The 26,361-nt window shown below is 53.4% G+C and carries 26 protein-coding genes; 8 read left to right on the top strand and 18 right to left on the bottom strand.

The window, feature by feature from the left end; all coding sequences use genetic code 11:
* Positions 1 to 498: 498 nt before the first annotated feature.
* From tnpB to BLL38_RS27750, 5 genes are all read right to left on the bottom strand, one after another.
* Complete coding sequence (gene tnpB, locus BLL38_RS31575) at positions 499 to 834, bottom strand: IS66 family insertion sequence element accessory protein TnpB (RefSeq protein WP_076965119.1); 336 nt, start codon at positions 832 to 834, stop codon at positions 499 to 501.
* Complete coding sequence (tnpA, locus tag BLL38_RS27765) at positions 831 to 1,148, bottom strand: IS66-like element accessory protein TnpA (RefSeq protein WP_076965118.1); 318 nt, start codon at positions 1,146 to 1,148, stop codon at positions 831 to 833. The genes tnpB and tnpA overlap by 4 nt, the downstream gene beginning before the upstream one ends.
* 252 nt (positions 1,149 to 1,400) lie before the next feature.
* The gene (locus tag BLL38_RS27760; RefSeq protein WP_076965117.1) at positions 1,401 to 3,902 is read right to left on the bottom strand and encodes an Hsp70 family protein; all 2,502 of its coding nucleotides are present in this window, start codon (positions 3,900 to 3,902) and stop codon (positions 1,401 to 1,403) included.
* Positions 3,899 to 4,252 (bottom strand): hypothetical protein, encoded by a 354-nt coding sequence (locus BLL38_RS27755; RefSeq protein ID WP_076965116.1) that lies wholly within the window; start codon positions 4,250 to 4,252, stop codon positions 3,899 to 3,901. The genes BLL38_RS27760 and BLL38_RS27755 overlap by 4 nt, the downstream gene beginning before the upstream one ends.
* 8 nt (positions 4,253 to 4,260) lie before the next feature.
* Positions 4,261 to 6,381 (bottom strand): tetratricopeptide repeat protein, encoded by a 2,121-nt coding sequence (locus BLL38_RS27750; protein WP_076965115.1) that lies wholly within the window; start codon positions 6,379 to 6,381, stop codon positions 4,261 to 4,263.
* Between the two features lie 673 nt (positions 6,382 to 7,054).
* On the opposite strand from BLL38_RS27750, the gene BLL38_RS27745 reads away from it, so the two are divergent.
* The 6 genes from BLL38_RS27745 (at position 7,055) to BLL38_RS27725 (ending at position 12,229) form a co-directional block, all read left to right on the top strand.
* On the top strand, positions 7,055 to 7,321 hold the full coding sequence (locus tag BLL38_RS27745; protein WP_076965114.1) for a hypothetical protein: 267 nt from the start codon (positions 7,055 to 7,057) through the stop codon (positions 7,319 to 7,321).
* A gap of 35 nt (positions 7,322 to 7,356) precedes the next feature.
* A complete protein-coding gene (locus BLL38_RS27740; protein ID WP_076965113.1) occupies positions 7,357 to 7,539 on the top strand; it encodes a hypothetical protein in 183 nt (60 codons plus the stop codon).
* A 27-nt stretch (positions 7,540 to 7,566) separates the two neighbouring features.
* The gene (locus BLL38_RS30885; protein ID WP_130898276.1) at positions 7,567 to 8,046 is read left to right on the top strand and encodes a hypothetical protein; all 480 of its coding nucleotides are present in this window, start codon (positions 7,567 to 7,569) and stop codon (positions 8,044 to 8,046) included.
* Between the two features lie 356 nt (positions 8,047 to 8,402).
* Positions 8,403 to 8,543: a hypothetical protein gene (locus BLL38_RS31215; protein ID WP_154220710.1), complete on the top strand. Its 141-nt coding sequence runs from the start codon at positions 8,403 to 8,405 to the stop codon at positions 8,541 to 8,543.
* Positions 8,544 to 9,202: 659 nt separating this feature from the next.
* Positions 9,203 to 10,321 (top strand): phosphoadenosine phosphosulfate reductase domain-containing protein, encoded by a 1,119-nt coding sequence (locus BLL38_RS27730; RefSeq protein ID WP_083743128.1) that lies wholly within the window; start codon positions 9,203 to 9,205, stop codon positions 10,319 to 10,321.
* A 123-nt stretch (positions 10,322 to 10,444) separates the two neighbouring features.
* Positions 10,445 to 12,229 carry a phosphoadenosine phosphosulfate reductase domain-containing protein gene (locus tag BLL38_RS27725; protein WP_076965112.1) on the top strand — a complete coding sequence of 595 codons (1,785 nt, stop codon included), beginning with the start codon at positions 10,445 to 10,447 and terminating at the stop codon, positions 12,227 to 12,229.
* Positions 12,230 to 12,409: 180 nt separating this feature from the next.
* Here the strand turns inward: BLL38_RS27725 and BLL38_RS27720 are convergent, their stop codons facing one another.
* From BLL38_RS27720 to BLL38_RS27685, 9 genes are all read right to left on the bottom strand, one after another.
* Positions 12,410 to 12,886, bottom strand: a complete 477-nt coding sequence (locus BLL38_RS27720) for a GNAT family N-acetyltransferase (protein WP_076965111.1) — start codon at positions 12,884 to 12,886, stop codon at positions 12,410 to 12,412.
* A gap of 67 nt (positions 12,887 to 12,953) precedes the next feature.
* Positions 12,954 to 13,220: a hypothetical protein gene (locus BLL38_RS27715; protein ID WP_076965110.1), complete on the bottom strand. Its 267-nt coding sequence runs from the start codon at positions 13,218 to 13,220 to the stop codon at positions 12,954 to 12,956.
* Positions 13,221 to 13,380: 160 nt separating this feature from the next.
* Positions 13,381 to 14,115, bottom strand: coding sequence for a helix-turn-helix domain-containing protein (locus BLL38_RS31570; RefSeq protein WP_236466703.1), 735 nt, complete (start codon positions 14,113 to 14,115; stop codon positions 13,381 to 13,383).
* Positions 14,112 to 14,444 carry a type II toxin-antitoxin system HigB family toxin gene (locus BLL38_RS27705; protein ID WP_038445807.1) on the bottom strand — a complete coding sequence of 111 codons (333 nt, stop codon included), beginning with the start codon at positions 14,442 to 14,444 and terminating at the stop codon, positions 14,112 to 14,114. The genes BLL38_RS31570 and BLL38_RS27705 overlap by 4 nt, the downstream gene beginning before the upstream one ends.
* Positions 14,445 to 14,594: 150 nt before the next feature.
* On the bottom strand, positions 14,595 to 15,236 hold the full coding sequence (locus tag BLL38_RS27700) for an SOS response-associated peptidase (protein WP_038445805.1): 642 nt from the start codon (positions 15,234 to 15,236) through the stop codon (positions 14,595 to 14,597).
* A gap of 28 nt (positions 15,237 to 15,264) precedes the next feature.
* Positions 15,265 to 16,563, bottom strand: a complete 1,299-nt coding sequence (gene umuC / locus BLL38_RS27695; protein WP_038445804.1) for a translesion error-prone DNA polymerase V subunit UmuC — start codon at positions 16,561 to 16,563, stop codon at positions 15,265 to 15,267.
* Positions 16,553 to 16,981: a LexA family protein gene (locus BLL38_RS27690; RefSeq protein WP_038445802.1), complete on the bottom strand. Its 429-nt coding sequence runs from the start codon at positions 16,979 to 16,981 to the stop codon at positions 16,553 to 16,555. The genes umuC and BLL38_RS27690 overlap by 11 nt, the downstream gene beginning before the upstream one ends.
* A 216-nt stretch (positions 16,982 to 17,197) precedes the next feature.
* On the bottom strand, positions 17,198 to 17,371 hold the full coding sequence (locus BLL38_RS31210) for a hypothetical protein (protein ID WP_162843699.1): 174 nt from the start codon (positions 17,369 to 17,371) through the stop codon (positions 17,198 to 17,200).
* 36 nt (positions 17,372 to 17,407) lie between these two features.
* The gene (locus tag BLL38_RS27685; RefSeq protein WP_076965109.1) at positions 17,408 to 17,938 is read right to left on the bottom strand and encodes a hypothetical protein; all 531 of its coding nucleotides are present in this window, start codon (positions 17,936 to 17,938) and stop codon (positions 17,408 to 17,410) included.
* Positions 17,939 to 18,527: 589 nt separating this feature from the next.
* Here BLL38_RS27685 and BLL38_RS27680 point away from each other — a divergent pair.
* Positions 18,528 to 19,418 carry a hypothetical protein gene (locus BLL38_RS27680; RefSeq protein WP_038445799.1) on the top strand — a complete coding sequence of 297 codons (891 nt, stop codon included), beginning with the start codon at positions 18,528 to 18,530 and terminating at the stop codon, positions 19,416 to 19,418.
* Here BLL38_RS27680 and BLL38_RS27675 read toward each other — a convergent pair.
* From BLL38_RS27675 to BLL38_RS27660, 4 genes are all read right to left on the bottom strand, one after another.
* Positions 19,397 to 21,337 (bottom strand): DEAD/DEAH box helicase family protein, encoded by a 1,941-nt coding sequence (locus tag BLL38_RS27675; RefSeq protein ID WP_038445798.1) that lies wholly within the window; start codon positions 21,335 to 21,337, stop codon positions 19,397 to 19,399. The two genes, BLL38_RS27680 and BLL38_RS27675, sit on opposite strands and share 22 nt — an antisense overlap.
* A 515-nt stretch (positions 21,338 to 21,852) precedes the next feature.
* Positions 21,853 to 23,049: a hypothetical protein gene (locus tag BLL38_RS27670; RefSeq protein ID WP_038445796.1), complete on the bottom strand. Its 1,197-nt coding sequence runs from the start codon at positions 23,047 to 23,049 to the stop codon at positions 21,853 to 21,855.
* A 709-nt stretch (positions 23,050 to 23,758) separates the two neighbouring features.
* Complete coding sequence (locus tag BLL38_RS31205) at positions 23,759 to 24,058, bottom strand: hypothetical protein (RefSeq protein WP_169898852.1); 300 nt, start codon at positions 24,056 to 24,058, stop codon at positions 23,759 to 23,761.
* Positions 24,059 to 24,295: 237 nt separating this feature from the next.
* Entirely contained in the window at positions 24,296 to 24,781 is a 486-nt protein-coding gene (locus tag BLL38_RS27660; RefSeq protein ID WP_038445794.1) for a hypothetical protein, read from the bottom strand.
* Positions 24,782 to 25,247: 466 nt separating this feature from the next.
* Between BLL38_RS27660 and BLL38_RS31200 the strand changes: the two genes are divergently transcribed.
* Complete coding sequence (locus tag BLL38_RS31200) at positions 25,248 to 25,592, top strand: hypothetical protein (protein ID WP_154220709.1); 345 nt, start codon at positions 25,248 to 25,250, stop codon at positions 25,590 to 25,592.
* Positions 25,593 to 26,361: the final 769 nt, after the last annotated feature.

Below are 26,361 nucleotides of genomic sequence, written 5' to 3'. Positions count from 1 at the left end.
TGATGTCCATTGATATCACCCCAGATTCTCCAGCCAAAAGACCGGATGGTTGCACACACCGGGGTGGAAACTATTGGACGCTGTTTACCCCGGGAATCTGGAAACTTTTGCACGCTGTTTAACACTCCTTTTGATCAGTACCAGGTCCAAAGAAAGGCGACCACCACCCCCCACAACACCCAGCAGAACCGCTCTCTAAGCGTGTTGAGCTGGCTACGATGTGTTGCGTATAGGGGGTTGGGGAGCAATGGAACTGAAAACCAACGTAAGCCGAATTAGAGTTCGTTTTACTCGTCAGCGACTGCGAATTAACGAACTTTGATTCGTGAGAAAGGTTTATTGCACTGATTTTCGGGTGTTGGTGACCTTTCCTCGCGATAGCGGAAACGGTTTCATAAAACGGTCGTTTTTCGAAACTATCCAGACGTTGCAAGGGTTTGCGGGGCAGCGACTGAGCTTAAGTGCACTTTCTGTTCCGTTGCTCCCCCAACCCCATATTTAAAGCAATGTAATTGCGCCGCCCGTACCCACTCGTTGCCAAGGTAATCCAAGTACCAGTACTTGGAGTTGCTCGGGGTCGAGTTCAACCTCAGTCCCACGATGGATGCCCGGCCAATGGAACTTGCCCTGGTTCAAACGGCGCGCCGCCAGCCAGATACCGACGCCGTCGTGCACCAGGACTTTCATCCGGTTGGCCCGCCGGTTGGCAAAGAGGTAAGCGCAGTGCGGCTTCGCCGCACCGAACACCGCAACTACTCGGGCCAGTGCCGTTTCAGTGCCGGCGCGCATGTCCATGGGTTCGGTGGCAAGCCAGATGGCATCAACGCGAATCATTGAGCCAGACCACGAATGAAACACGCGCAGCCGTCCGGATCCGAGACTGGCCATTTTACGGTGATGGACTTATCACCCAGAGGCAGCGAGATGATCACCATCTCTTCAGTTGCACGCCTTGGCGCCGGTTTTACCGGAACGAAGGCAGGCAAGGCTGCGACGGGTTGATCCCGATAAATCGGTAGCCACTTGCGGATCACGTTGGCGTTGATGCCGTGATGGATAGCTACGCTGGAAATTGTCGCTCCGGGTTGCAGGCATTCCTGAACGACTTGGGCTTTGAATGGTTTGGGGTAAGAGCTTCGTTGGCGCATGGAAATCCCGGCGATAAGGGCGATCGCGTCCGCTTAAAAATACGCGGACACCATCGCCCTTAATGCTGGGATTTTGAAGGTGTGTTCGCCGGCCGCTTACATTCCAACTTGGGGACGATAGAGAAGACGGAATAAATCGTACGCTAAGCGCTTCGCCTGGGCGCGCAGCCCGGAACGGGCGAAGGCAAGAGGGCTTATAGTGCTTCGTGGTGGAGCGACGGGCCGGTGAAGACCCGCCGCAAACGGCGTTGCTTAAACGATACCGGTATAGAGTCGCACGTCTTCCTCTGCGCGCTCGGTATCGGGAACAAGCATCCACAATTGACCATTTACATCACGCAAATCGTCCCAGTTCTTGGTCGCAACCAGCCGGCGTCCATGGTCGATAAGTTGCTTGGCCTGCGCTTGATCGTTCATGGTCGGCCGTATCTCTTCCAGGTGCTGGAACATACCAACTAGGAAGTCGGGCTGGCGAGCTAGGATTTGGAAGTGAAGTCGCTGCAATTCGCTCGTCGCAGCGTCGATACGCTCTGGGTTGGTTGAGTGGATATGCAACTCCTCTCGGGCCAGGATTTCCTTCAGCTGATGCCGCTCGCGATCGTTGCCCGACTCTTGAACCATGGAGGCCGTATCGGACTTGACCTGGAGATAGTTTGCTTTTGCAGCATCGATCCGCTTGGATGCTGTCAGCTCAAAAATCCCTTGAGCAATCTTGCACTTCTTGTCTTCGAGCTTGAAGCGATCGTCGGTCACGTCATCGCTAGAAAGCGATGCGCTCTCAACGATAAGCGACTGGAGTTCGTCATTCAGTTTCTCCAACTTAGCTGCGCCATCATGGTTGTGGTTCGCCTGAGCGTCCTCAATCTCTGTCTGGATCTTCGTTTCGAGCTGAAGCACCTCGGTGGCCAACAGGCGGGTATCGACGTGGCGGGCCTGGCCCTTGAAGACCTGAGAGAACTCCTGTCCCGTACCGTTAAGGTAGGCGGACACCGTCAAATCTCGTGACTCCGACATTTCGAAGGTCAGATCCACCTCTGTGCCGCGAAGAAGGTCACGGTTAATTTGCTCACCGGTGATAGCCAATATTCCAATCGGCTTATTGGTCGATGAATGTTTTTCGGATGGTCCTTCAACGACCATGATGGTGATGGCGTCGCGAGAGCCTTTGACGATGGTCTTGGCGATCTCAACGGTGCGCTTCCCTTTGGTAGGTAGTACGCAGTTCTTAGCAAAAACAAGGTCGAGTCGTGTGTCCTTGGTAGAACGATCGTCCTTAACTAGGCAAATATCTTCTGGAAGCATCTGACCGGCGACGCTGTAGCGCCCCTGTGCAATCTGGATCGAATCAAAGCCAACATCGATGATGTTGTTCTGGCCGTCAAGGATCTTGAAGGTGAATAGATTGAAGGATCCTTCGCGCAGCGGAAGATCTTCAGCGATACGGGTCGTGAGGGGCTTCAGACCACTGTCAAAGGAGCCGTCGTCATTTGAGATTCTATAGAACAGACCGGCGGTATTTCCTTCAACCTTGGCGGTAAAGGTTTCTTCGCTTTCCTGAGAGTTGCGGTTGTAAACAGCACGAAACTTGATTTGTGAGTTCGTCTGGGCTTTCGGCGCAGCGCCTTCCTGCTTGAATTCCTTGCTGCCCGCAAAGTAAGCAGCTCCGATGGTAATCGCGCTGGTCGGATCAATCGATGTGTTGACCGGGATGTTCATCATCTCCTCGACGCGCTTGCGAACGTAGGGGCTGTAGGTCGAGCCACCCACCATCAAGATGAACTTGAGATCACTCGATTGCAGGGAGTTGCGCGTCAGAATTTTTTTCATCATATCGACAGTGCCATCCACTGCGTCCTTGATGACATTTTCGAATTCAGAGCGAGTGATATTCAGGATGGTGTCAATGGCATTGCCCTCGTCATCCACGAGGTCACGAATCATGCCCAGATCGATTTCCGCCGATGCCTTGGTGCTCAATTCGATCTTGGCTTCCTCCGCCTTGTGCAGCAAGACAGTCCAAAGCTTGTTGTATTTGCCTTTTTCGCTTTTCATTTGAGCAAGAAGGTCTTCGAACTTTCCGCGGCGGTTGATCTCCGGAACAAGGATCCTCTCAACGATCATCGAGTCAAAGTCAGATCCACCTAAATAGTTATCACCTTCGTGATCAACCACCGTTAACTCCCCTTCGACAATCTTGACCAATGCTACGTCAAAGGTACCGCCGCCCAGGTCATAAACAATCCATTGGCTGTTCCGAAGGTCGTCGCTCTTTTCCTTGTTCGCATACGCCAAACTAGCTGCAATCGGCTCTTGTAGCAGGACAACGTGCTTGAAGCCGGCTGATATTCCTGCGTCCTTGGTGGCGTTTGACTGCACCGTATCAAATGAGGCGGGTATGGTGATTACCGCAGCTTCGACTGCTTCGCCGGAATGTACAAATCCCTTTAGCTCCTTGAGAACAAAAGCAGAAAGCTCGATCGGAGTCTTGGATGCATTCAGTGACTGAATCTTGATGGTTTCTGTAGTGCCCATCTTTCGCTTGAAGCGGCTGGCAACGCTCTTCGGGTCCTTTTCGGCATACGTGCGAGCCTGGTCACCTACCATGATCCGGTCATTTCGGAAGCCTACGATCGACGGGAGTGTTTCCTTGAAGCCGTTGGGATTCTTGAATACCTCGACTGACCCTTTGTCAAATTTAGCGATCAGCGAGTTGCTGGTTCCCAGGTCAATCCCGAAATTGATCATCTTTGTCATTGTGATACCTCCTCCTTGCTCTGTACTACAACGATCCCTTTTTGCACAACCCGTGAAACCGGGCCATTTACCAGCCTAATCACAGGCTTGATGACCTCAGTGACTACCAGATTCTCAATGCCTGCTCCGACAATGGTGGCTTCGAGGTCCGTGCGTGTCTCTTTGAAGGGCTGTCCCAGCGGATCCTCGATAATCAAGGACTGCTGTTCGAATTCCTCCTTGATTCGGTCAACGTTGCGTTTAGCGTGTCCAGGGTCGCCGTGAACTTCCAGCTTGCGTTCTATTTCATAAAGGCTGTTCAGTACGACAAGCGTCCAGCGTGGTATTTCAATTGGCGGGGGAATGGACATGACTATCCTTAATCGCAGTTGAATGACATTGGAAATAATCGGAGCAACATGGCGTTTGGAACGTCACGTAAGCTGATAGGGAGAGACTTCTTTCCTCTGATTTTATCTACTACTATGGCTGAGCCATTCTGAAGCACGACATCTATCCCACTCCAAGGCACTTGATTTTGGCTGGTGAAAATCAGCCATTTTGATTCGAAGCTCATGCCATTTTGTGTGATCTGGATCGGACCAACTGTCAGGGTTCCGCCACGTTTTAGCTCGCCGAGGAGGTTTTCCATCACGTCGGGAATGATGTAGTGAAACGCGGCATTGACGAGCTTTTCGAACAGCTCATCCTGTTTGTCGCGGTCGGAAGATGTCCATGTAAGCATGTACTCCTTTCCAGTCCGCCGCTTAGCGGCGAATAGATAGTTATGTGAGCCATTTTGCTCGACCATTATTCCCCAGCGTAAGGCTCGGATCTCATTCGCTGGGCACAGGTCACCGTTATCGGAAACGCCTTCCTTCGTAATTTTCCAGTGGCGAGCATTCCCGAAGGTCAAGTGAGACTCGTGCTCTCGTTGCTTTTTGATCATCTCCGAGATGGCTTCGAAGTCTTCTTTCAAACGCTGTGTGAGCTCAATGGACTTGAAGGAAAACTCTTTACTTTTCTCAATAATCGCCAAAGAAAGTTCCGAGTCTTCATGGACGTTGTGCGCATCAATGGCAATGCTTCTGACCAAACCTACCGCTTCATTTTGCAAGTTGCGGAAGTAGGGCGGCAGCAGATTCAGGATGCTGATGATTTTGTGCGTCTCCAGAACCTCATCGATCTGTTTGACCGTTACTTTAATAGCCTCTGCCCGATTCTTGAGCTCCCGTAGCGGGATCAATATGGAGTCCGCTTCTCGTAATGCGTTTTCAAAGCAGCGATCGGCATAGGAGGGCATGACCCAGCGACGGCCATCGAGCAATGCTTCAATGACGGGCACATCCCGGGCTGCAACGGCCTTATTAAAAATGCGGTCGTACTGTGCTGAAAATGGATCGCTTAACCACTCCCTGAGCGCTTCGGAAACACTCACTCGCTCGATAAAATCGAGGGGCGACCACTCTTCGTCCAGAAGGAAATGGTTGATATCGCCTTTTGACAAAAACTCCAGAAGAGGTTTGCACTTATATACTTCCCAGTGATGGGAGGCGACCTCTATGTCGGACAGCTTTTCCGCTAACTCAATCGCCTTTGAACGATCGACAGTTAGCCCAGGCATCCAATGTAGTTTTCCCTCCTCAAGCTCAATTTCCTGAAGTAACGTCTTTTTCCATTTTTGGACAACCTTGGGTTCAAGATCACCGAAATCGAAGTCTTTCGGGCAATTCAGGAGCTGGAAAGGGTTGATGTAGATCGAGTACCACTGATCTTCCGCCTGGCAGAGTGACTTTCGGGACGATTGAACCTTGCGAGCCAAATCCAAAAGTGGAGCCTTGACAGACAGGATGCGGTTTGGCGCCTTTTCGTTAGACTCGTCTTTGCGCATGACCAAGCGCCAACAGTCAACGGCATCAACGTCTTGGGACACGTCATCCAAGTTGTAGGCGAGGCCCAGGTTGAAAAGCGATGCGGTGTCATCGCTTTGGTGCGCGTTGCGCGACCAGTATTTGATGGCATCAAAGCCATGGTTGTTGAGGAAATGTAGGATGCCTAATCGATTCAGGTGCCATGGACTGAGACTCTCAAGTTCATCGAGCTTGGTGAGTACTAGAATTTCTTCCGCTCGCTTCTCAGTGTCATTGTTCTGTCCGTAGATATGAGCAAGCCCTCGTAGCGCCTCAATCTCCTCATTGTCACAGTTAAGTGCAGTCTCGAACGAGCTTGCTGCTTCCTCAGGAGCCCCCAGATCAAGCTCCAAGCTGCCCCGTTTTGCCCACGCTTGGGCAAAGTATGGGACTTTGTCGTTGGTTTCCTTGAGAGCTTCTAGGGCAGCCTCTTTCCTGCCTAGGGAAATATTGTTGAGTGCCAGAAGCCACCAGCCATCAGCATTGTCGGGATCCTGGACCGTGGCTGCTTTGGCAGAAATTACTGCTTCCTCGTATCGATCGCGCCTACGTTGATCTCTAGCCTTTTCTATTAGCTCTTCTACGTCCATATTCGTATTTTGGATCCAGTTATGGCAGTGGCGAAACTGCCATGATTCTGGCAATTTCGGATATGCGCAAGAGCAAGCCGACCTCCCGCGACCAGCGCCGCATCAGAGTAGGGTCGATTTCTGCATTTCCTGACGCTCCAGCGTCCACCTCTATTGCCTCAACCTGACAGGCGAAGCGCTTAGCGTACGATTTATTCCGTCTTCTCTATCGTCCCCTACCTGAGTTGTATCAGAGCGACTTGGAACTCTCCCCTAAGCAAATGGAGGAGAAATACTCTCATCTCGGAGGTGAACATCCCTTCTTGAACAATTACCAATGGCTTCAAACTGTCCGTCACAACCAGACCCAGTTGGGCTACTGGGAATGGGTTCGTGGAGAACTGCTGACCTTGCGCCGTGACCTTCTTAACTAATTTTTAACTTGGCTAGCTACTTCACTTCGACCGAATAATCTTGTGTTGGCTTGTATTGCCTGAGCACCAGACTTTGACAACGTTGGTCGTAGACCAGACCATGCAAATATCGCTTGGGCGCTATGCCCGTGCAGCTCGCCCGCATCAGCCGCGCCGTCTAACTAAGGAAATCGCTCAGCTGCACCCTCAAGCCCGCCCCGTGCGGGCTGAGGTCGTAAAGGGTTAGCGATTTTTCGCGCCCATTTCAGAAGGATAATTTCATGTCGATCCAAGCATTGCGCGCTGTATGGGGTACTCAATTCCCGCTTCTGAGTGAGCGAGTAAAAGCGAGTTTGTTCAGCCAGCTCGCTCACATCCAGGACGCAACCACCGAAGCCGCCGTAAATGAAGCAGTATTCTTGGCTAAAGGCTTTATCGTCGCGCTCCTTGAGGCTGAACTGACCGACGAACAAGGTATGCATCTATTAGGCACAAGCCTGTTGCGCGTTGAGAGCGAGGCTTTGGCTCGAATCCGCGCTACCCGCTGAGTCCGGTAAGTATCTAAAGTATTCGAGGAAAACCTATGGCCATCTACGACGAAATGCGCGCCCAACTCCAGGAACTGATCGAGCTGTTGGAGCAGGATACGCAGTACACCGCTGCTGTTGCGCATGGTGCGATTGTGGCCGACCAAGGCACAGCGCAGTCCCACCAGCAGCGTGCTGCTCGCATCGTCGAACTGAAGCGTAATTACGGGCTCAAGTGACCCCTCACAGCCACAACGGAAAAAGCCATGCTCAGAAAAATGGTTACATTTAGTTTGATCACTTTGATAAATGGATGCGCGTCGAACAATGTTGCACCAGTTCTACTGTCTAATCCGAACGTAAAAACTGTAGTAGGTGCTCAGGGCTATCCTGTCTTGGACGTTATTCGCTTTGAACGCCACAAACCATCTACCCTCGAGCAAGCATCGCAATGCATCAAGGCGAGCGTTGATGGTCTAGAAGCTGCTCCAATTTTGATAGCCCAGAACGTACAGGCTTCAGGTACAAGCTCATTCGAGCCGCCACCTCCATCGATTGGTAAGCCGTTCCGCTTCACTCTGACGGCCAGCACTGGAACCTCAACTGTCTTCACTTTCGAGCGAATCCGCTACACAAACGCAGGGCCTATTGGCGCTATAGAGGGGATTGGAGCAGAGAACGCTTACGAGGTAATGCGAGATATTGCAGATAGAATCGAACGATGTTTGCCCCTTGCCAGCACTTAATAATTCACAACGTGCAGTACCCAAAGCCCTGCCGTCGAACGCTGGGCAGTGGCAGTAGAAACATGCCAATTCAGGCACTCGGCTAGAGCAGGAAAAATATGCCTCGCACTTACCCTCCAGGGTACTGCCCTGATAGATGCTCCGGCGGTCGATCAGATCGACAAATGACCGTACAGGAAGGAATGCTTTACCAGCTTCCAGATACTGTTCGTGCTGAGATCACGGCACACGGCGGCGCTAAGCGGTGCACATACTGCGGTCTGGTGTATTTGTCAGCACCGCTCCAAATGGGTGGCCGCCTTGGGTTCTGGAACTCTGGTGTTCGGGGCCAAGGCTGGGCAGATTAGGAAAAAGCCGTGAAGTTTCGCGATGAGTTGAATCTCCACCATTGGGGAGATGTGGCAGAGATAACCACGACCAGCCCCGCAGATTTGATCGAAGCAGGGGACAACGAACTTCATGCGCTGCGCCGCAGCGCGATATCGCGTGTTGCGTGAGCACTGGTTGCGGATCGAGGAAGGATCGACAGTGCACCGTACCCGGGGATTGGACCTCTGGTGCGACAAGCGTCTACCAGCCTCAAAAGATCAATCACCGAAAAGTTGACGGATAAGCACCATGGACGTGAAAGCCAACCTTCACCCTTGCGCTCATTGCGAGCGCACTGGCACATGCAGTAAAGCGGCTAATGGGGCCACATGCGCCTCATGTGTGCAGAGCAACGACCTGAAAGGATCTGGGCACGTTGGGCTTCCATGCGGAATCTGCGGCGGGCTGGGCCATGCCGAGCCGAAGACGGAACGAATCAACAAACGTATGCAGCCGATTTTGGCCATCGTGACGTTGTACTTCTTAATGGCGGCCATTTTGGTAAGTGCTACCGTCAAGAGTCCCTACTTCTCAGAAATTCTGGCCTTCGCCAGTCCCCTGATCGGTGTAGTGCTGGCATTTTACTTCAGTGCGCGCAGCAGCACTCGACCATAGGAAAAGTCGCCCAGGTTCACCTTGGGCCTCACCATTGTGCGGGCCCGGGTCACTACCTATTTCTCATCTCGATATTAGGAGAACGCCTCCTCCTGCGCCCATCATTTGGGTTTATCTGTTGCCGTCATAGGTTGAGTCTGTAAGCACCAAATAGGTGTTATGAGGACAGCCAATGAACGCGTCAATCTCCCGCGAACACCAGTTCGACGACCAGGTAGTTATCCCAGCGCTGGGCCAGCAGCTCAACTTGCTTGGGTTCGAGCCTGAGCCTGCTGTGCTGGCAGAGGGAACCTATTTCGATGCCCCGACAGTGGATCTCGACAGCTATGACCACGTTGTAGTCTGTGTGTCTGGCAAGGACAGCATCGCTTGCCTGCTGGCACTGATCGAACAGGGTGTGGATCTGCGTCGTGTTGAGCTCTGGCACCATCGGGTGGATGGTGCAGAGGGGAGCACCCTCATGGACTGGGCTTTCAATGACAGTTTTATCGAGAAGTTCGCTGCTGCATTCAATCTGCCGCTCTATTTCTCATGGTTGCAGGGTGGCATCGAGGGCGAAATGCTCAAGATGGAAGCCTACTCCAAGCCTCACGTGGTCGAAACTCCAGCCGGAACTATCTGCCTGGATCGCGATACCAGTCGGACTTCTCCAGCGACCCGCCGCCGGTTTCCTCAGCAAAGCGCCAACCTGGCAACGCGCTGGTGTAGCTCTGCAGCCAAGATCGACGTGGGCCGCCGGGCCATCACCAACCAGGGGCGCTTCCTCGGTAGCAAGACCTTGTTCGTTACTGGCGAGCGCCGCGCTGAGTCGAGCAACCGCAGCAAATACAACCAGTTGGAGCCTCATGCAGTTGACCGGCGCAAGGGTCGCCTCGGCCGGCACGTAGATGCTTGGCGACCGGTACTGCACTACAGCGAAGAACAGGTGTGGGAACTGCTTGCTCGCCATCGGGTAGAGGCACCTGTTCCCTACCGTTTGGGATGGGGGCGCTTCAGCTGCATGACGTGCATCTACAACTCACCAAAGGTATGGGCCACAATCCAAAAATACTTCCCAGAACGGGTCACCCCGATAGCAGGTTACGAGGACGAGTTCGGCTGCACCATCAGTCGACAGAAAATCAACGTGGTGGATCTGTCGGCCACAGCGGACGCGTTTGATATCACCGATCTGGACGCACTTGCCCAAGGGCGCCAGCGCGAGTACACGCTGCCGATCTTCACGCCCGAGGGCAAAGCCTGGCAGTTGCCAGCTGGAGCTTTCGTAACAGAAGGCTGCGGATCGGTTTAAAAAACTCCTCTGCGGTTTCCTCACGAACCGAGGCCGTTCTCAATCCCTTGGGATTGCCGATGCCTGCCGTACCTTGAATCCATCAGCTCCAGTGAGGAGTTGGATTCAAGCACGGAGCTTGTCATGCAGCTGTTCGATTTCGATCTATTCTCTTCTGCTGGCGTCCAGGAGATGCCTGCCAAAGTTATTCGTGGGCCTAAGAAGACGTTGGCCGAGAAGATTGCCGAGGCGGTCGACGCTGTGAAGCGCGTCGTGCGAGCCGGCAAGCAGCCTGTTGTGGCGTGGAGTGGCGGCAAAGACTCAAGCGTTACGCTGAACATCGCGTTCACTGCAATTCGCGAGTTGGCCACCGAAGGTTTCGAGGTGCCAACCTTGAACGTCATGCACTCCGACACCCTCATGGAAAACCCGGTGATCCACTGCTACAACCAGAGCCAGATGCAGCAAATGCAGGCTTACGCGAAGGCTGAGGGCATCGAGTTGAAAGTGTGGGTAGCGAAGCCAGGCCTGAGCAATGACTACTTAGTTAGCATGGTCGGTGGGCGCATCATCGCCAGCGTTGGCTCCAACGCCAAATGCCAGCAAATGACCAAAGCAGACCCCATGAAACGAGTGAAGAAAGCAATCCTTCGCGATGTTTCGGCGCGCCTGGGCCGAAAGTGTGCTGATGACGATATCGTTTCGCTGATCGGTACCCGGTTCGATGAGTCCGTGCAGCGCGAGCGGAAAATGTCTGAGCGCGGCGAGAGCGCCTTTGAAGCTGTGAACCTCGGCGCCGGCGCTGGCTCGCACGACTGGGTACTCAGCCCAATCGCTGAAATGACCACCATGGACGTGTTCAGCTACATCGGCCAGGTGGTAGCCGGTCGGATTGAATGCTACGACCGCTTTAATCGGTTGGTTGAGATCTACCGCGACATGAATGGCGGTGACTGCATGGTGAACGTCTACCTGGCAGGGAAACAATCAGAGCGCCCCGCGTGTGGCCATCGCACAGGCTGCTGGTCATGTACCCGTATCTCTCGAGACTCGTCCGCCGAGAGCATGATTGCCAAGGAAGGCGGCGAGTACGAGTGGCTCAAGCCCCTGAACGACTTGCGGAACTACATCAAGGCCCGCCACTTCGATCCGAGCGCTCGATGCTGGCTGGCGCGCACGGTTGATAAGGAAACGGGGACGATAGAAATCGCTCCGAATTCCTACTCGCCGGCATTCACCAAAGATTTGCTGGGAATCATGCTCACGATTCAGCTCGATGAATTTGACGCTGCACATCAAGCCGGTATTGAGCCCCGTTTCACACTTCTGGACATCCAGCAACTGCTGGCAATAGAGGCGCTTTGGGGGCGGTATGGGTACCAAAAGCCTTTTACGGCAATGAGGGTGTTCCTGGAGGTCTACGAGCAAGGGGTTCGCTATGAAGTCCCGAATATAACGTCGCTGCCAAAATATACCGAAGCGGATCTGAGATACCCAGAAGTCGAAGTCCCGTTCTGTGATGATCAGTACCTGGGAATGTTCAACGGCTTACGCAGTATTTCCCATGCGGCTGCAGATGCAGAGCTCCTGACCAGAACACGCAATGGCATGTTGGTCATGGACGTGGTGACCAGCAGTGGGTTTGAGATCGATCGCGAGGGCGCAGAGCTATTCGTGAACCTTGAATTGGACAACGCCCTGTCTCGAGTTACCTTTGACCAGTCTCCGACCGCTGGGCTGCACTACCTGCTGGGGTTGGGAACAATCGCAATCTTCAAGGGTGATCATTCCGACTGGGACCGGATGATGCGCATGTCCAATCAGATCTTCAGAAGCGATCTGCAGCCCATCTTGCACGATCGGGCTAGGCTGATCAGGAAACTTGGCGGTCATACCCTTGGCCAGCTTGAATTATTGCCAGTTCCATAGGCGCAGTAGGGTTAACCAGCTACGAAGAATGGAAGAATGCCCGTTTCAACTTCAGGGCTTGTTCCAACTGGTTGATAGTCAGAGCACTCTCCTCATTTTGTAGATGCGATAATAGGGGCTCCCTACTGACCTGGCACCGCGTCTGAGGATTGGACTTGTGGTGTACCTGGGCGACTTCCTTCAACACTCTATGAGTCGGGTAAATGCCAAAGCGGCCTCACCAGAAACGCTATCAGTTGTCAGCTCTGGGCTCTGCGATATGGTCTTGGTTGCTACCTTTATCGAGGCGAGGTTGGACGTGCCTACGACAGCCTCGATGTAGAACTGTTTCACACCGTGCCGGGCCAGCCCGTTGCGAAGTTCTTCTAATCCCTGCACAACAATTTCAGTTGCCCATCCTCTCCCGCGATAAACTTCTGGAACGGCATATCCGATTTGAAAACATGCAATGCCGTCTATGGGATCAACACTCACAAACATTGACATCGCCTTGACTCGGCCATGCTCGACCCGGGCATAGGTGTACCTAACACGACCATTTTTTTTATCAGCCACAACCCGCACAGACTGGTAGTTTTCAGCAGGGTGGGTAGGCATACCTTTACGAACCTCCACCTGCAGGCTCACGAGTGCCGCGAGCGGGTCAGTCATTGACATTTGATTATCCCGTTAATGGTTCAGTTGGTAACCGTGACTGATTTCTGTTGGTTAGCGGACTTAACCGTTACTGGGCACCCTCGTCCGACAGTCGACTACTGGCCTGCACCATGGTTTCAATCAGTTGGCAACTGATGACCCCGCCCTCTTGCCTGGTGATCAGACCGGCATCTACCAGGGCTTGCAGATAGCCCTGTCCCTGATGGAACTCAAGCCTAACCTGATCTCTGGATTGGGCTGTTCGAAGCTGTTTCAGACGCTCCTCACAGCTTCGTTGTATTTGTTCATTGGGGTACTTGGCCTGTACGTCGAAAGCGGTAGGCTTGTCGGTCATTGTGTCTCTCCTATTATTTTCCGTGGCTTGTGGAGCGTGTGGTGGACGAGGAGACTCTCCGCTTCGCGCAAAAGCAACGTTCAAAGCCTTGGAACATGATTCGTACATTGCTCGCCAAAGTTCAATACACGAGTTGTGCAAAGGCTGAATATTTGAGGAATTACGGCTTAGGTCCACGGTCGCTTGGTTTAGGCGCACGCGCCACTAACCTATGATCATCATCTTGCCGAGTTGGCCACCAGCTACCAGCAGGTTGCGCTGGCCGAGCTGCCGGCTTTGATGGCTTAGCAGGCGCTGACGGCTTGAATGGCTTAGCAGGCACAGCCACTGCGGGTTTTGGCCCATTGCCCGAGTGCAATTTGAGCTTAGGGAGACTGACAGGTTGCTGTTTATTCGATACAGACATCGCTAAGGCGGCATCTACAGTAGCCTTACCAGGTGTTGGGGCGAATGCTTTCGGGTCCATGCTAAATCTCTCAGCTAGAGCGAACGCCATTCTATGGCTGATCGGTAATCTGCCGTTGAGCACCTTTGATACAGCTGCCTTATCGCCAATTTCCGGTAGATCTGAACCTGTGAGCTGCAGTGTTTCCATCAAATCTTTAAGCAGCTGCACCGGCGTGGTTTTGGCTGTGAAAGATTCGTTGAAGGCCTTGAACTGCTCACCGTCTTGCTCGTAAGCGAGAATAGCGTCCTCGAGCTCGACCAGAATCTTTTCCTCATACTTGTTGAGGTCATGCCCGTCGGTCAGCTCATCAAGCAAGACCGAGGCGCGTGCGTAGTCCGCGGCGTCATTAATGCCATTGACGAACTGGCCGCTCAGCTGCTCGAGAAGCATTTGGAGATCTTCGAGCGCGGCGCGCACGGTCTGCGAATTCTCTAGAACAGTGATCATGGTTTGATTCCTCGTTTGTTGCTGGCATACCACTCTGTAGCCGTGTCGTAGTCAGCATGGGTGTAAATGTGCTTCACATAAAGCTTTTGCCTGGCGTAGTTAACGCCTGCAATCAGCCTCAAATTGTTCCCACCAATATCAATTACTACCCAACAGTCATCAGCGCGGTATTTGAAGAGATCGATAGTGTGACCGAATATTTTTTCCAGATCCGTGTAGCTCTTTGGCTCTGCCTCCGTCAGCAATCTGTAACATCGTTGAAGCCCGCTCCGATCGTTCGGGTAGCGATTCGCGGCATCTTGAAACCGCTGCTTGAGCAATACGTCCATGGGCTTTCCTAACATTTAGGATCAAGAATACTCCAGTTGTGTATTTTGACAACTGATATTTCGATCCGCCTTCAGCGAAGTGCCACTTTTTTTGTACATGGGTGGTGCCGATGCTCAGGCTTCTGGTCGACACTGATAAATCACAGAAAATCACACAGCCACGGCCATCCGATCTGCTGGGTACTGCCGCATGAATTCCATGCTCTCGCAGGCTGGAGCTTTCAACCAGTCGCTGTATAGCCCCCGGGGCAGTATGACGACCATACGTTTTTCATCCTGGGGTTTGTGGTAGTTGCGCATGAATGGGTGATCGTCCGCGTTGATGGTCAACATGGTGTAGCTGTGCAAGATCTCCCCGGTGCCGGGATCGCGCCATTGCTCCCATAGACCCGCGATGCCCATCAACTCGCCATCTGTCCGCGCAATCCGCGTGGCTATTGCCTTTCCTGATCGCCAGTCAGGCTCATAGATGGCTGCTGCGGGAATAATGCAGTGCTGGGCCAGACGCCAGGCACTGCGAAAAGACGGTTTTTCCGCGACGGTTTCAGACCTGGCGTTGTAAGTACGCCGCGCAATTTTGGTGTCCTTGCTCCAGGACGGTATCAATCCAAATGAACCGGACAGCGCCTCTACCGGCATCTGCACCGCTCCATCGTGATCAACCTGTTCCGCGCGGCGGACGAAAGGCCCGATGTAGCCTGGCCATAGGTCCAACTTGCCCTGCTCATAGGGATCGATGCCGAATGTGTGGGCGAGCAGCCGCGGCGTCGGCGCTTCATAATGACTGCACATGTAAAAACTCCCTCAGATTATTTACGCCTCAATTGGCGTTCACCGTCCATAACTGGTCAAGCCTCGTGGTGTAGCTCTGGCTCATCAACTCACGCCGCATCGCCCAGGCCGGCGCTGCCGGCACTGCTGCGGCGCGCAGCGTACCCCGCCCCCACCGGTTATTGATCTCATCGAGGACATTCATCACCTTATCCGCCGCGGCTGGTTGCGTATGCGCAAAGAGATCATCTGTGAATTCACCAGGTTGACGCAGATCCATGAGCAAAACTTCGGCCTTGCTGTATCGAAACCCGGGGCGGAACAGGCGTTCTACTGCCTGTGTCGCTGCCTTGGTGATCAGGCGCACGTCATTGGTGGGATAGGGAAGCTCCACAAGAACGCCGTTGGCGTAACGCGCTTCGTCCGGGTTGAACATGCCGGTTCGAATACTCACGCGGATCTTTTTGCACAGAGAATGCTGAGCTCGCAGCTTCTCCGAAGCCCGTTGCACGTAGGTGGCCACCGCTTCCTTAATCGGCTCGATCGTCTCCAATCGCACACCAAACATTCTGCTGCAACAGATCTCCTGTTTGGACGGAGCTGCGTCTTCCAGCGCCAGACAAGAAGTGCCGGCAAGCTCGCGTATGGTTTTCTCAAGGACGACGCTGAATTTACGGCCGAGCAGGACCGGGTCCGCCGTGGCCAAGTCCATTGCTGTGCGAATGCCCAAGGCCTGCATGTGTGCCGACATGCGTCGACCAATGCCCCACACCTCTTCAACGGCGGTGTTACGCAATACCCAGTCGCGTTTGAAAGGATCGCACAGGTCCACCACCCCGCCAGTCTGCGATTGCAGCCGTTTTGCGGTGTGATTGGCCAGTTTGGCCAGTGTTTTAGTATGGGCAATGCCCACACCCACCGGGATACCGGTGTGTTTTAGGACTTTGGCACGGATCTTTCGGCCGAATTCGGTGAGGTCGCCGGGCATGCCGGTCAACGTACAAAATATTTCATCGATACTATAAATTTCTGAGTCGCAAACCATTGATTCTATTATGGTCATGACTCTTTCGGACAACTGACCGTACAACGCGTAATTGCTGCTGAAAGCCACGATTCCGTGCCGGCGCAAGGTGTCCTTGATCTGGAAATAGGGTGCGCCCATTTTGACGAAGGGCTTGGCATCGTAGCTACGGGCAATAACACAGCCATCATTATTGCTCAGCACGACAATCGGCGTGCTGGCCAGATCCGGCCGAAAAACACGCTCACAACTGGCGTAGAAGCTGTTGCAGTCAGCCAGCGCAAAAATCGGCAAGGCTGGATCGACGGCAGTATTAACGCTCATGATCGCGAACGCTGTAGTTAACCACACCCCATATCACCAGTTCGTCGCCCTCCATCACATATCTAGGCGGAAATTTGGGGTTTTCGGCCATCAACACCACTTGGCCATCTCGCTTGTGCAGACGTTTGCACACGCACTCGGTGTTGAGCGCCGCAATGACGATATCGCCATGTCGCGCCGTTTTACTTCGATCAACGATCACCAGATCACCGCTGAAAATGCCCGCGCCTTGCATGCTGTCGCCCAGGATCTTGGCTAGGTACACATGCGGTGCCCTGATATCAAACAGCTCGTCCAGAGATATCAGCTTTTCAAGATGGTCCGCTGCCGGCGACGGAAAGCCAGCAGATACCTGACACGAATACAGCGGTAGCGATTTACCACCGCTCGCAATGGGACCAAGAAGGGTCACGCTCATAAACCTGGCCTGAAGAAATAACTGTATGGATACACAGTTAACTGCGTACTCAACGCGCCGTCAATCTTCGCCGACCGGATGCACAATCGTTAGAGGTACCCCACCAGGACGCGCAGTGGGCTTTGAAGACCAGCCCGCCTTCAACCACTTTCCAGACGGGGGGATGCTTTCTTTGACTTTGGCTCAGGATAAATTCGGTCCAAGAGGCAGTTACAGTCAGAGCGCCCGCAAAGCTTCATCACAACGGGCTGCCAGCAGATCATGCAGTATTTCGGCGTCATTGGCCGCATCCACGCAATCGCGGAGCAGCGCTTTCTCCAAACAGCTTTTCAGCCAGTCACTGGTAGCAGGGTTGTTGAGAACTGCTTGAATTTTTTCGTCGATGGCCATGGTTCGAGTCCGATATCAAGTTTTGGGAGATTTTCTTCAGCGAGTAGCTGGCGCGGTACATGGCAGATCGCGACTCGGAAACTCGATATGCCGGTCTATGACTTCGAACACCGGCGAGATGAACTCTGCCGCAATTGCTTCGGACAGCGACTCCAATTCGAAGTCAGATACCTGCAGGCTCCCAGGCCAGATCTTGATATGTGCAGATTTACGAATGCCGACGCTTTGTCCTCGCTTGAACATCGCTTCATTCACGATGATCCCGAGCATCTCGGCCAACGCCACGCGACTCTTGAAAAGTCGAATGAGTGAGGAAAATTCGCAGTTGAGTATCACCCCGTCAACGATCACCTGGTTGGGCTTGATGTCGATGACGATGCGATTCGCTATCATTTTTTGCCACGACCGTTCCAGTAACCATGCCCCTCCCCCCGCGCCAAGGGTGATCGCGCCAGCAAAGAACCAAGTTCCGTAACCAATCGGTTCCCCGGTCCAGGGGGTGAGCGATGCTACCAAAGGCAGTGGCGCTATTGACATCGCTAGCAAAGCTTTTGAGATTTCGTTCATTTGAGGGCCATTTAATCGCGGGGTTTGAGCGATTATTTCATTCACCCTTCGAACGCAAGGCCGATTTCAGGACGGAAACCAGTCGGAAAACATCCACTCGAACTCTATTGCCGGCGGTGCGTTACGGGGAACACAACGGCTGTGCTTTCGCTGCCGAGAACGTACCTGCGAAGAGGGATCTGAAGGCTCGGCCTAGGCGGTTTGATGGTTTGATCCCACAATCGCTGGGCGTACACAACCAGCACGGCACTATCTACCGCTTTGAGCACAAATCCCTTCGGGACACGCTCTTCTGTGACCACTGGATCGTTGCTGGCACAAAGGTAGGCCACCATATTTGCACAGGTGTTCGCTAACCGCCCCGGGCTGAGCCAACTGACTGGTCCGAAACCTAGCCGTGAGGCGATATCGTCCGGAGTGACCTGGTGTCGAGCTAACGCTCGCTTTCCCGGGTTCTGGTAATCGCAGCTTCGCCGGGGATTTTACGTTCGGCGTGTTTGTGTGCTGCCTAATCAGACATCACACCTTGAAGCGTTGGGATTTCGGTAGGAGATGAGACGGTGGCCACCTCCTACCAGGAACCACCAGCATGGAACTCAACCGCCTCCCCGCTTGGCTTCAGGCTTACCGCGATGGCCATCGTCAAGGCAACGCCCAAGCGCTAGCAGCATATGCCGATTACTACTGTATGGACGGGTCAGCCGACATGGAGTTGGATATTGAGGAGCGGCTTGGCTACATCCCCCCGCCGATGGTCTCGTATGCAAGCCGAACCGGCACACGCCGCAACCTCGCAGCAATGCGCGGGGCGGGTTGGCGCTTACTCGTTTCTGCGGCCGGGGTTCTGCGCACTGAGGGGTTCGAGCATTACGCTTTGGACAACGGAGCGTGGAGCGCTTACCAGCAGGGCACGCAGTTCGATGAGCGTGCTTTCGGCCGTGCCGTGGATCTTCTTGGCGAAGACGCTGACTGGGTTGTCCTACCTGACATCGTGGCAGGTGGGATAGAGTCTCTGGATTTCAGCCTGCGCTGGCTGGATCGGCTGAAGGGATTTCCTCGAAGGTTGCTCATTGCTGTGCAGGATGGAATGGAGCCAGACGATGTGCGTGAGTTCCTGAGCCCATCCGTAGGGATATTTCTCGGAGGGAGCACCCCTTGGAAGCTGCAAACCATGGCTGCATGGGGTGTCCTTTCTCGTCGCCGCAACTGCTACTACCACGTTGGCCGGGTAAACAGCGCTCGACGGATCGGAATGTGCGCTGCCGCCAGTGCAAATTCCTTCGACGGGACCAGCGTGACACGCTTCGCCGACACGCTGCCTGCGCTCCATGCCGCACTATGCTATGCAGATTATCAGGGTGATCTTTTCTCTCTAGCCAAGGAGGACGTTGCGGCAACGCCATTCAATTGCTGTTGGCCGCTGCCTTCGAGACAGCACTGTTTTGATGGAGCCCACCATCATGAAGATGAGGTTATCTGAGCTTTCGCTGCCGTGGACATATCAGACGCCCAGTCCCGGAGATAACCAGGAACGATGAGCTTGTGACGAGCTCTCGATCCACCCGTGTAAAGGGCTGCAAAAGCCCTGCTCGCTGCAATTCGGTCGCCAGGCCCTACTTGACTGAGCAAGTCTGGAGCGAGCATCACTGCGTCGATTTCGGAATTGCGTGCGTCCATGACCCGGCCAAGCTGAAGCAGGGCTGTACCTGACACATCGAGGTTGAGTAACGATGCCTCGAACTCATATGAGCTATAGCCTTTGCTGAGCATCCGGTCGATGCGCTGAAAGCTACTATTTTTGCTGCCCATGTCCGCCCGGAGATCATCCCAGTGGGTGTATTTGAAGAGCGCGCTATGCTTTGGCCGTTCTTGATCATGGAACAGGCCTATGCAGTCGAGAATGAACCGGCGGAAGGTGTTGACTGCACCCGGTAGCAAACTGAAACGCGCGCCAGCGATGGCCAGGCGCTGAAACCACTCGAATAATCCCCACTCGGAATCTACGAGAATTGTCACAGCCCCAGTGGGAACCTCTGGCTTGTCGTAGTAAACAATCTTCGTCTCGATACCGTTGTTGCCCTCGATCGAGGCCAATTTCAGGATCGGGTGTTTGTCGATGAGGGGGTTTATGACTCCCTCGATTTGCCGGCCGGCGCGAATGGAGTGTGTGATCTCGTGCTTGCGGAGGGTGCTAGCACGCTGGTGGTAGCTCCCATCAAGGCGCTGGCATGCATCACCCAATGTAATCACGGGCTGAGTACAGCGGTCGAGAAATACCGAGAGTGGCCAGCTAAGGTCGTGCGCTTCGTCGACAATAATGTGGGTGAATTCTAGGCCTATCACTGCCTCATGAAGCAGGGTCATGTGCTTAATTCGGTGATACCCACGAAGCGGGAGCTGAAGGCGCGGATCGGTCGGCTCTATGGTCTGCTCCCACAATTTTTGCGCATACCCCACCAGCACCAATCGATCTACGGCATCAAGAGCAAGCCCCTTTGGGATGTGCTGCTCGGCTAACGCAAAATCAATGCTGTTGCAAAATGCGGCCACCATTCTTGCGCAGGCCGTGGCTACTTGAGCTGGGCTGAGCCTACTGATCCATCCGAAACCCAACCGTGACGCAATGTCTTCCGGGGTAACCTGGTGCCGAGCAGATGCCCGCTTACCTGGTCGGTAATAGCCGACACCTCGCTCGAGCACATAGTTGGCGAGATCTCCGAACGTCATTCCTCTCACGTTCGCGGCTCCGATTCGTTGCATCAATGCCTGGAGCTGGACCGCGGTGAAAGCCAGCACGAGTGGTCGGCTTGAGGAAAGCGAGTCCACTAAGCGTTCGATCATATGGGTCTTACCGGTACCAGCGAGGCCCTGGATATGAATGCTCTCATCGGGTTCGGCATGAATAATGCGGAATGTACGGCTCTGCTGATTCGACAGAGAAATTGTTTTTCCCGATGACGTCTCGAACGAATGCTTGAGCGGGTTGAGCTTCTGGGCGTGCGCAGCACGGAAATTGAAGTCCCAGATCCCACCGTTGAGGAATTGTTTTGCGTCCAACGTCTCCTCATCAAGGAAGCGAACACGCAGTCGAGGCATGAGCGCCAGCCCGCGCTCAAACAACTCTGGCTTAAATTTGCCTGCGATCAGATTAGAAAAAGTACCTGGTGGATGCGTGTGGCTCAGCTCTGTTCCAATCGAAATCAACTCGGCCAGGGCTTTCTCTACGAGCATTTCGCTTTTCGGTTTACCGTCCAGAGCCGGCAAATTCTGGAGGACTGCCACCGAAGCCACTTGGGGGACGTCCCACTGCCCCAACAGGACGCGAGCAGAAGTACTCGGATCAACCAAGGAATTGGCCTGGGAAGCCAGCAGCGGGATGTAAAGAACCGAATCGCTCACGCATTGTTCTCAATGGGATGCACGTCTACGAACGCCACCACCAGTAGCGCCAGTGGCAGGGCTTAGCTACCCAGTGTATGCCAGGTCGGCCAAACGTCACAGCATCTCACCGCCGGTACCAGTTGAGCTGGCAGCACCTAGCGGCCATGAGGATTTGGTTAGGCGGTCGCAGGTAGTCGAGATACCGACTAAAACTTTTCGCAGTCGGCGGGCCGAGTCTGTGCCATTAAGCAGCATTTGAGAGCGGCTGAGGTCGTTACTTTCTTCCCAGCCAATTCCTCTGGTATTTCCATCACCTGACTCATGATGGCCTCGCTTACCAAAGCATCGCCTTTCACTCAAGAGGAAATACCCATGGCAAAGCATGACGATGACAACCGCTCCAACCAACTGAATCCTACTAGCGACGCCTACTGGAGTTCCCGTGGCGAAGATGAGCGCCCGGTGGACTGGGAAGACCAAATAGCAGACTGATGTGCAACGGGAAGGGTCGACATCAACTCGACTCTTCCCGATCAGACCAGGGGCTGGCCTAGTAAATTTCGAGCCTTGCGGTACTCCTCTACATAGGAAAAAAAAACCGCCTCGATTAGCGACTCTGAGAAACGTCTCTTTTGCATTTCACCCAGCATATACCGACTGGTCTCAGCGAAATGAAAGCAGTAAACCAAGCCTGTGACCTCAGCCTGGGCCTCGCTTGCAGTTAGACCGCGTAAAACAGTCGCCTTGTGTGCGACCGCCGTGGCGAACGACAGCACGCTGTTGCGCTTGGGTCGCCCTTTCTCGCCAGAGAGCCAATCACGCAGCGTGTGTTGCCGGGAAGCAATCTCCGGGAATTCATTTTGATCGTAGTCGTGCTCGGCCCAGATCCGACCCAAGGAAGATGAAAGGGTATCGTCGGCTGGGCAACGGCACAGCACAGCGAAATATTTCAGGCAGAACTCAACTGCATTCGTCCAGCCTCCCGCTTTCTGCCTCACAGGAAGCAGATCCGCGAACAACATTTCGTTCTGTTTCCCCGCCCGAATCGTAAGCACCCATTGGGCCAAACTGCTGTCCACTATGTGCCAGGCGGCGAAGCGAAGCAGGAAACTAGCCAGGTCCGCTAGCCGATAATTGATGAAGTCAGAGCCCGCCACCACCTTGTCAGCATCGGACTCACAAGCCAGCAGTTGCAGCATACGCTCGGGGGAGCCTGGAGCACCCAACGTGTGCATCAGCGAGCTATTGGCCAGAGCTTCCAATCTGGCCCGGTTAGTAGGCATCGCTGGGAGAATTTTGCACATCAATTGCCATTCCGTTTCTAGCAAGCCCGCCCAGTAAGCGCTGCAAACTTCACTCTGGAAAGTGCGGTGAACAAGGACAATCCATTGGGCGTAAGGCTTCCAGAGGGCATCCTTCCGCAACGAGTCATGTAGCAGCCCATGGGAACTAGGGTTGGTCGCGAGTGTTTTAGTGAGTTTTAGGATCTGGCTTGGCCGCAACTGCATGGCAGCAGGCGGCTTGCTCATCCATTTGCTGAAGGTCTTCCAGGTCAACCAGCCAGGCTGATGATTTTGCTCATAGCATTGCTTGGGCAACTCAGGCATGCCGAGCACATCGAAGACGAATTCAAGTGGAGGGAAGAAGGTACAACCTTCGCGATAGGGTACTAGAGTCTCGCCCGGGCTGTTGATCAGGTCGAGAAGTTTCTCACTGGCTTGAGCATCCATGTTTTGCAAAGCTCCAGACGATTCGAATCCAATACATTATTGGCTGATACCAAATCGTAGAGTAGCGCAACTAGGGTGATCCGCGATGCGTATGGTTTGTCGGTAGAGCTTTCGCTTTGCCAATGTGGACGGCAGGCACCTACCAGTGTGCCGAGGGGAATATCTCTGTCTCGATTGCGAACGTCAAGTGTGATGCCGGATTTCGCCCTGCTGATTGAAATTTGAGCATCGCCGGGGGAGCGTTCCCCGTCAGCTGCGGCAGGGCTTTATCCACAGACTTACCCCCATTTTCAGGGGGTAAATATGATGGAGAAAGCACTGGGCAAGAAGACAGTATTCGTATTTCTCAGATCTAGTTTTTGAAAGGAATCACCGAAGCTTCTGCACTGGGCATGTCTTCTGGACAGCCACTACGGTACTCACTTAGCCCCCAGAGTGCTTGGTGCACCGCTGCGGGTGAGCAACCTTCACGAATAATTAGCGTCATCCCTTCGATAAAGACCAGTGCCTTCCTTTGCTCATCACTCATTTGCTGTACATGAGGATAACAAGCCAGAGCGCTCATCCTGTAACTATCGCTCAGTCCGTTTAAATCTGGCCATGGTACTAAAACTACCTGGTCAGTTCCTGGATTCCAGCACAGCATTCGATTTTTACAGCTCGCACTTGAATGCATTCAACTATCTCCAATACAAAGACGCATGTTTTTTTATCGATTCACCGACAACCAATATCTCCCCGTATTCGGGTTGCTCAGCAAATATACATGTTCCATACCTTCAAACGAGGTGTCCAACTTTTTGACGCCTTCACCTAAATAATCACCCAAACGCGACAATACTTTTTCCTGCTCTGCTTGCGGATAATCTTTAATTTCATCAAGAACCATCTTCAGCTCTGTGATAGCCGCGGCAAAAAAAGTTCTTGCTCGCAACGCATCAGCGTGCCCGAGTGTTGGCTCGTATTCACTAAGCAATACCGCCATCACCATAGAACTTCGCTCACGCAACTCTGCACACTCTTGAGTCAGCAAGATTGCATTTAGGAGATCCTGACTCCAGGAATGTCCGCATGCAGGACCTCTAATATTTCCTCAGACGACCCCATGTCACCAGGTAGGTTGTAGCCATCGAAAGAAAAACTAACGCTGGCCCCGATCAACTCATTAACTCCATACATAAAACATCTATTCCGTATTTTTGTAGGTCACCGTAACGGCCTGCATTCATCCGCTTCGCGACACATTTCATAGATCGCGTTTCACGGCAGACCAATAACTTTCAATATTTTGATTTCCCATAAGTAAGATTCGCTCAAGCTCATCGAATGAGGTTTCCATATAGCTCCCTGTAGATCTGTAGTATGGACGCATGCCATCAAGAACCTTGTCCCGCTCATCAACTCGCATCGTGTTCAAACGATCAAACAGGATTTTTAGTTCTGTGAGAAAACCAATGTAAAACGTTCTCAACAGAAAATTGCGATCTCCAGCGTTAAGTTCTTCCTCCGCATCTTTAAGCAGACGGAATACTGCCTCAGAGCCAAGCCCCCTCATTTCTCGACACTTCTGTACATTAAGCAGCACAATCAGCAGGTCATGACTTCCAGGGACGCGCCTTTCTAGCTCAACAAACATCTGCCGTATCCAACTCGGTTCGCCGGGAATACAGAATTGGTATACAGCTTGATCGCCACTTGATCCGTACAGACGTATCCCCTTTAGCTTGCTCATGCCTGCCTCGTCATTTCATCTATTTTCGGCCGTCAGGGCTATCCGCTACGCGACACAGGTTGACCTCTACAAGATCCACCAAAGTTTATTTTATGGAAGTAAGTCGCTTCACTTCTAACACGGTTGATGGCCCAGTCGTCTTGCTGGGCTGTCGCCTCACTACTAATGACTGGGTAACACCTTTCGTTTTGACTCGTAGCTGATGCGATTCATCAGGCAGTAGTCGACAGTGTATCCGTCTATCCGGGTAACGATTTCCCCAGTCAGATCGAGCAGCGCAGATGCCCCTGCGTTAAATCCAATTCCGCCGCTGGCATATTTTCCGCTCCGAATCTGGAATCCTTTGGCGTCAGTGATGGATACGCCGGCTATCTCGTGCCATAGGAGAAATACACCCTCCCCGTACAGGCCGTCTTCTCGCACTGAAAAAAGAACCTGCCGGAGTTGGCTCCCATGGGCAACGCCTATGAAATCGCCGTTTGGTAGCACCGGCGGGAATAACCTACCGTCATCTCTTTTTCTAAACTCCAAATGTCACCGCCTGTTCATTGCCGTGTTTCGCCGGCTCTTTATGTTCGATATCACGCTGGTGACAACCAATGCTGACTTGATCGACAAGCTTACGCAGCAAGCGATGCCGGTAATGCACATGCCAGGAAAAATCATCCCGTGGATCGCTGATGTCCATGCTCCGAGGTATGGCAGGTTCGCGAAGATCATTCGCTTGGCCCTCCCCTTACGCTCGCATATTTGCCAGCCAAGGCTTTCATCGCCGCCCGCAGTTTCGCGCAGTCGGTTTTCGCATCGCTGAGTACATACCTCGATCCGTAGCAGGTCAGCCAGGCGGTTGCTAACCCGGCACTCAATGCGCCGATTGATCCAAGCAGTAGTTCCAGTTGTTCGCTCCCGTGCATGAGATTTACTCCCTCTCAATCCTGGCTGCTTACTCCAGCCCGCAAATTTGCGTTGTGCCAATGCTCCCACCATCGCAATCAATCCCAAGGATTTAGTGCGCTCCGAATCCGCTAGCTGCCCTCTCCCGTCCGCAGGCGTTTTCTCACTTCCGATACACCGCCTTCCCCCGCTTCGCGACACAGGTTTAAAGTTTTGAGCCCCACTCCCCATCTTTTATTTATGGAAGTCTGAGGTGTAACTTCCCATAGAGAGCAGCCTTTCACGCGGTCAATCCGCGTTTTTGGCTTTAAGCCCGCTCCATGCGGCTTTCAGGCATATCGAGCGTGAAGGGGTGTCGTCATGGAGTGTCGTCATGGGAAATTGGCGTTGTGAAGAGGTGTCGTGAAGAGGTGTCGTGGCTGAAAGCCGCATGGCACGCGGCTTGTGGGTTTTGCCACGTCCTGGTTCGGTAGCCCGTATACGTGAAGAGGTGTCGTCATGGGAAATCGGCGTTGTGAAGGGGTGTCGTGAAGAGATGTCGCAGCCTGACTACCGTAATACGGCTCTTCGCATTTAAGGGTGTAGCTGATTTCTAAACCCTCCTGACTTCAGCAAGCACCTGGCTATGTAATTGGTTAAATTTCTAAAGCCCAAGGCGGTACCTCGTAAGTGCTCAAGTCGCCCGT

This window comes from Pseudomonas gessardii, assembly GCF_001983165.1.
Lineage (GTDB): Bacteria > Pseudomonadota > Gammaproteobacteria > Pseudomonadales > Pseudomonadaceae > Aquipseudomonas > Aquipseudomonas gessardii.
This window is presented reverse-complemented; position numbering and strand designations above follow the sequence as displayed.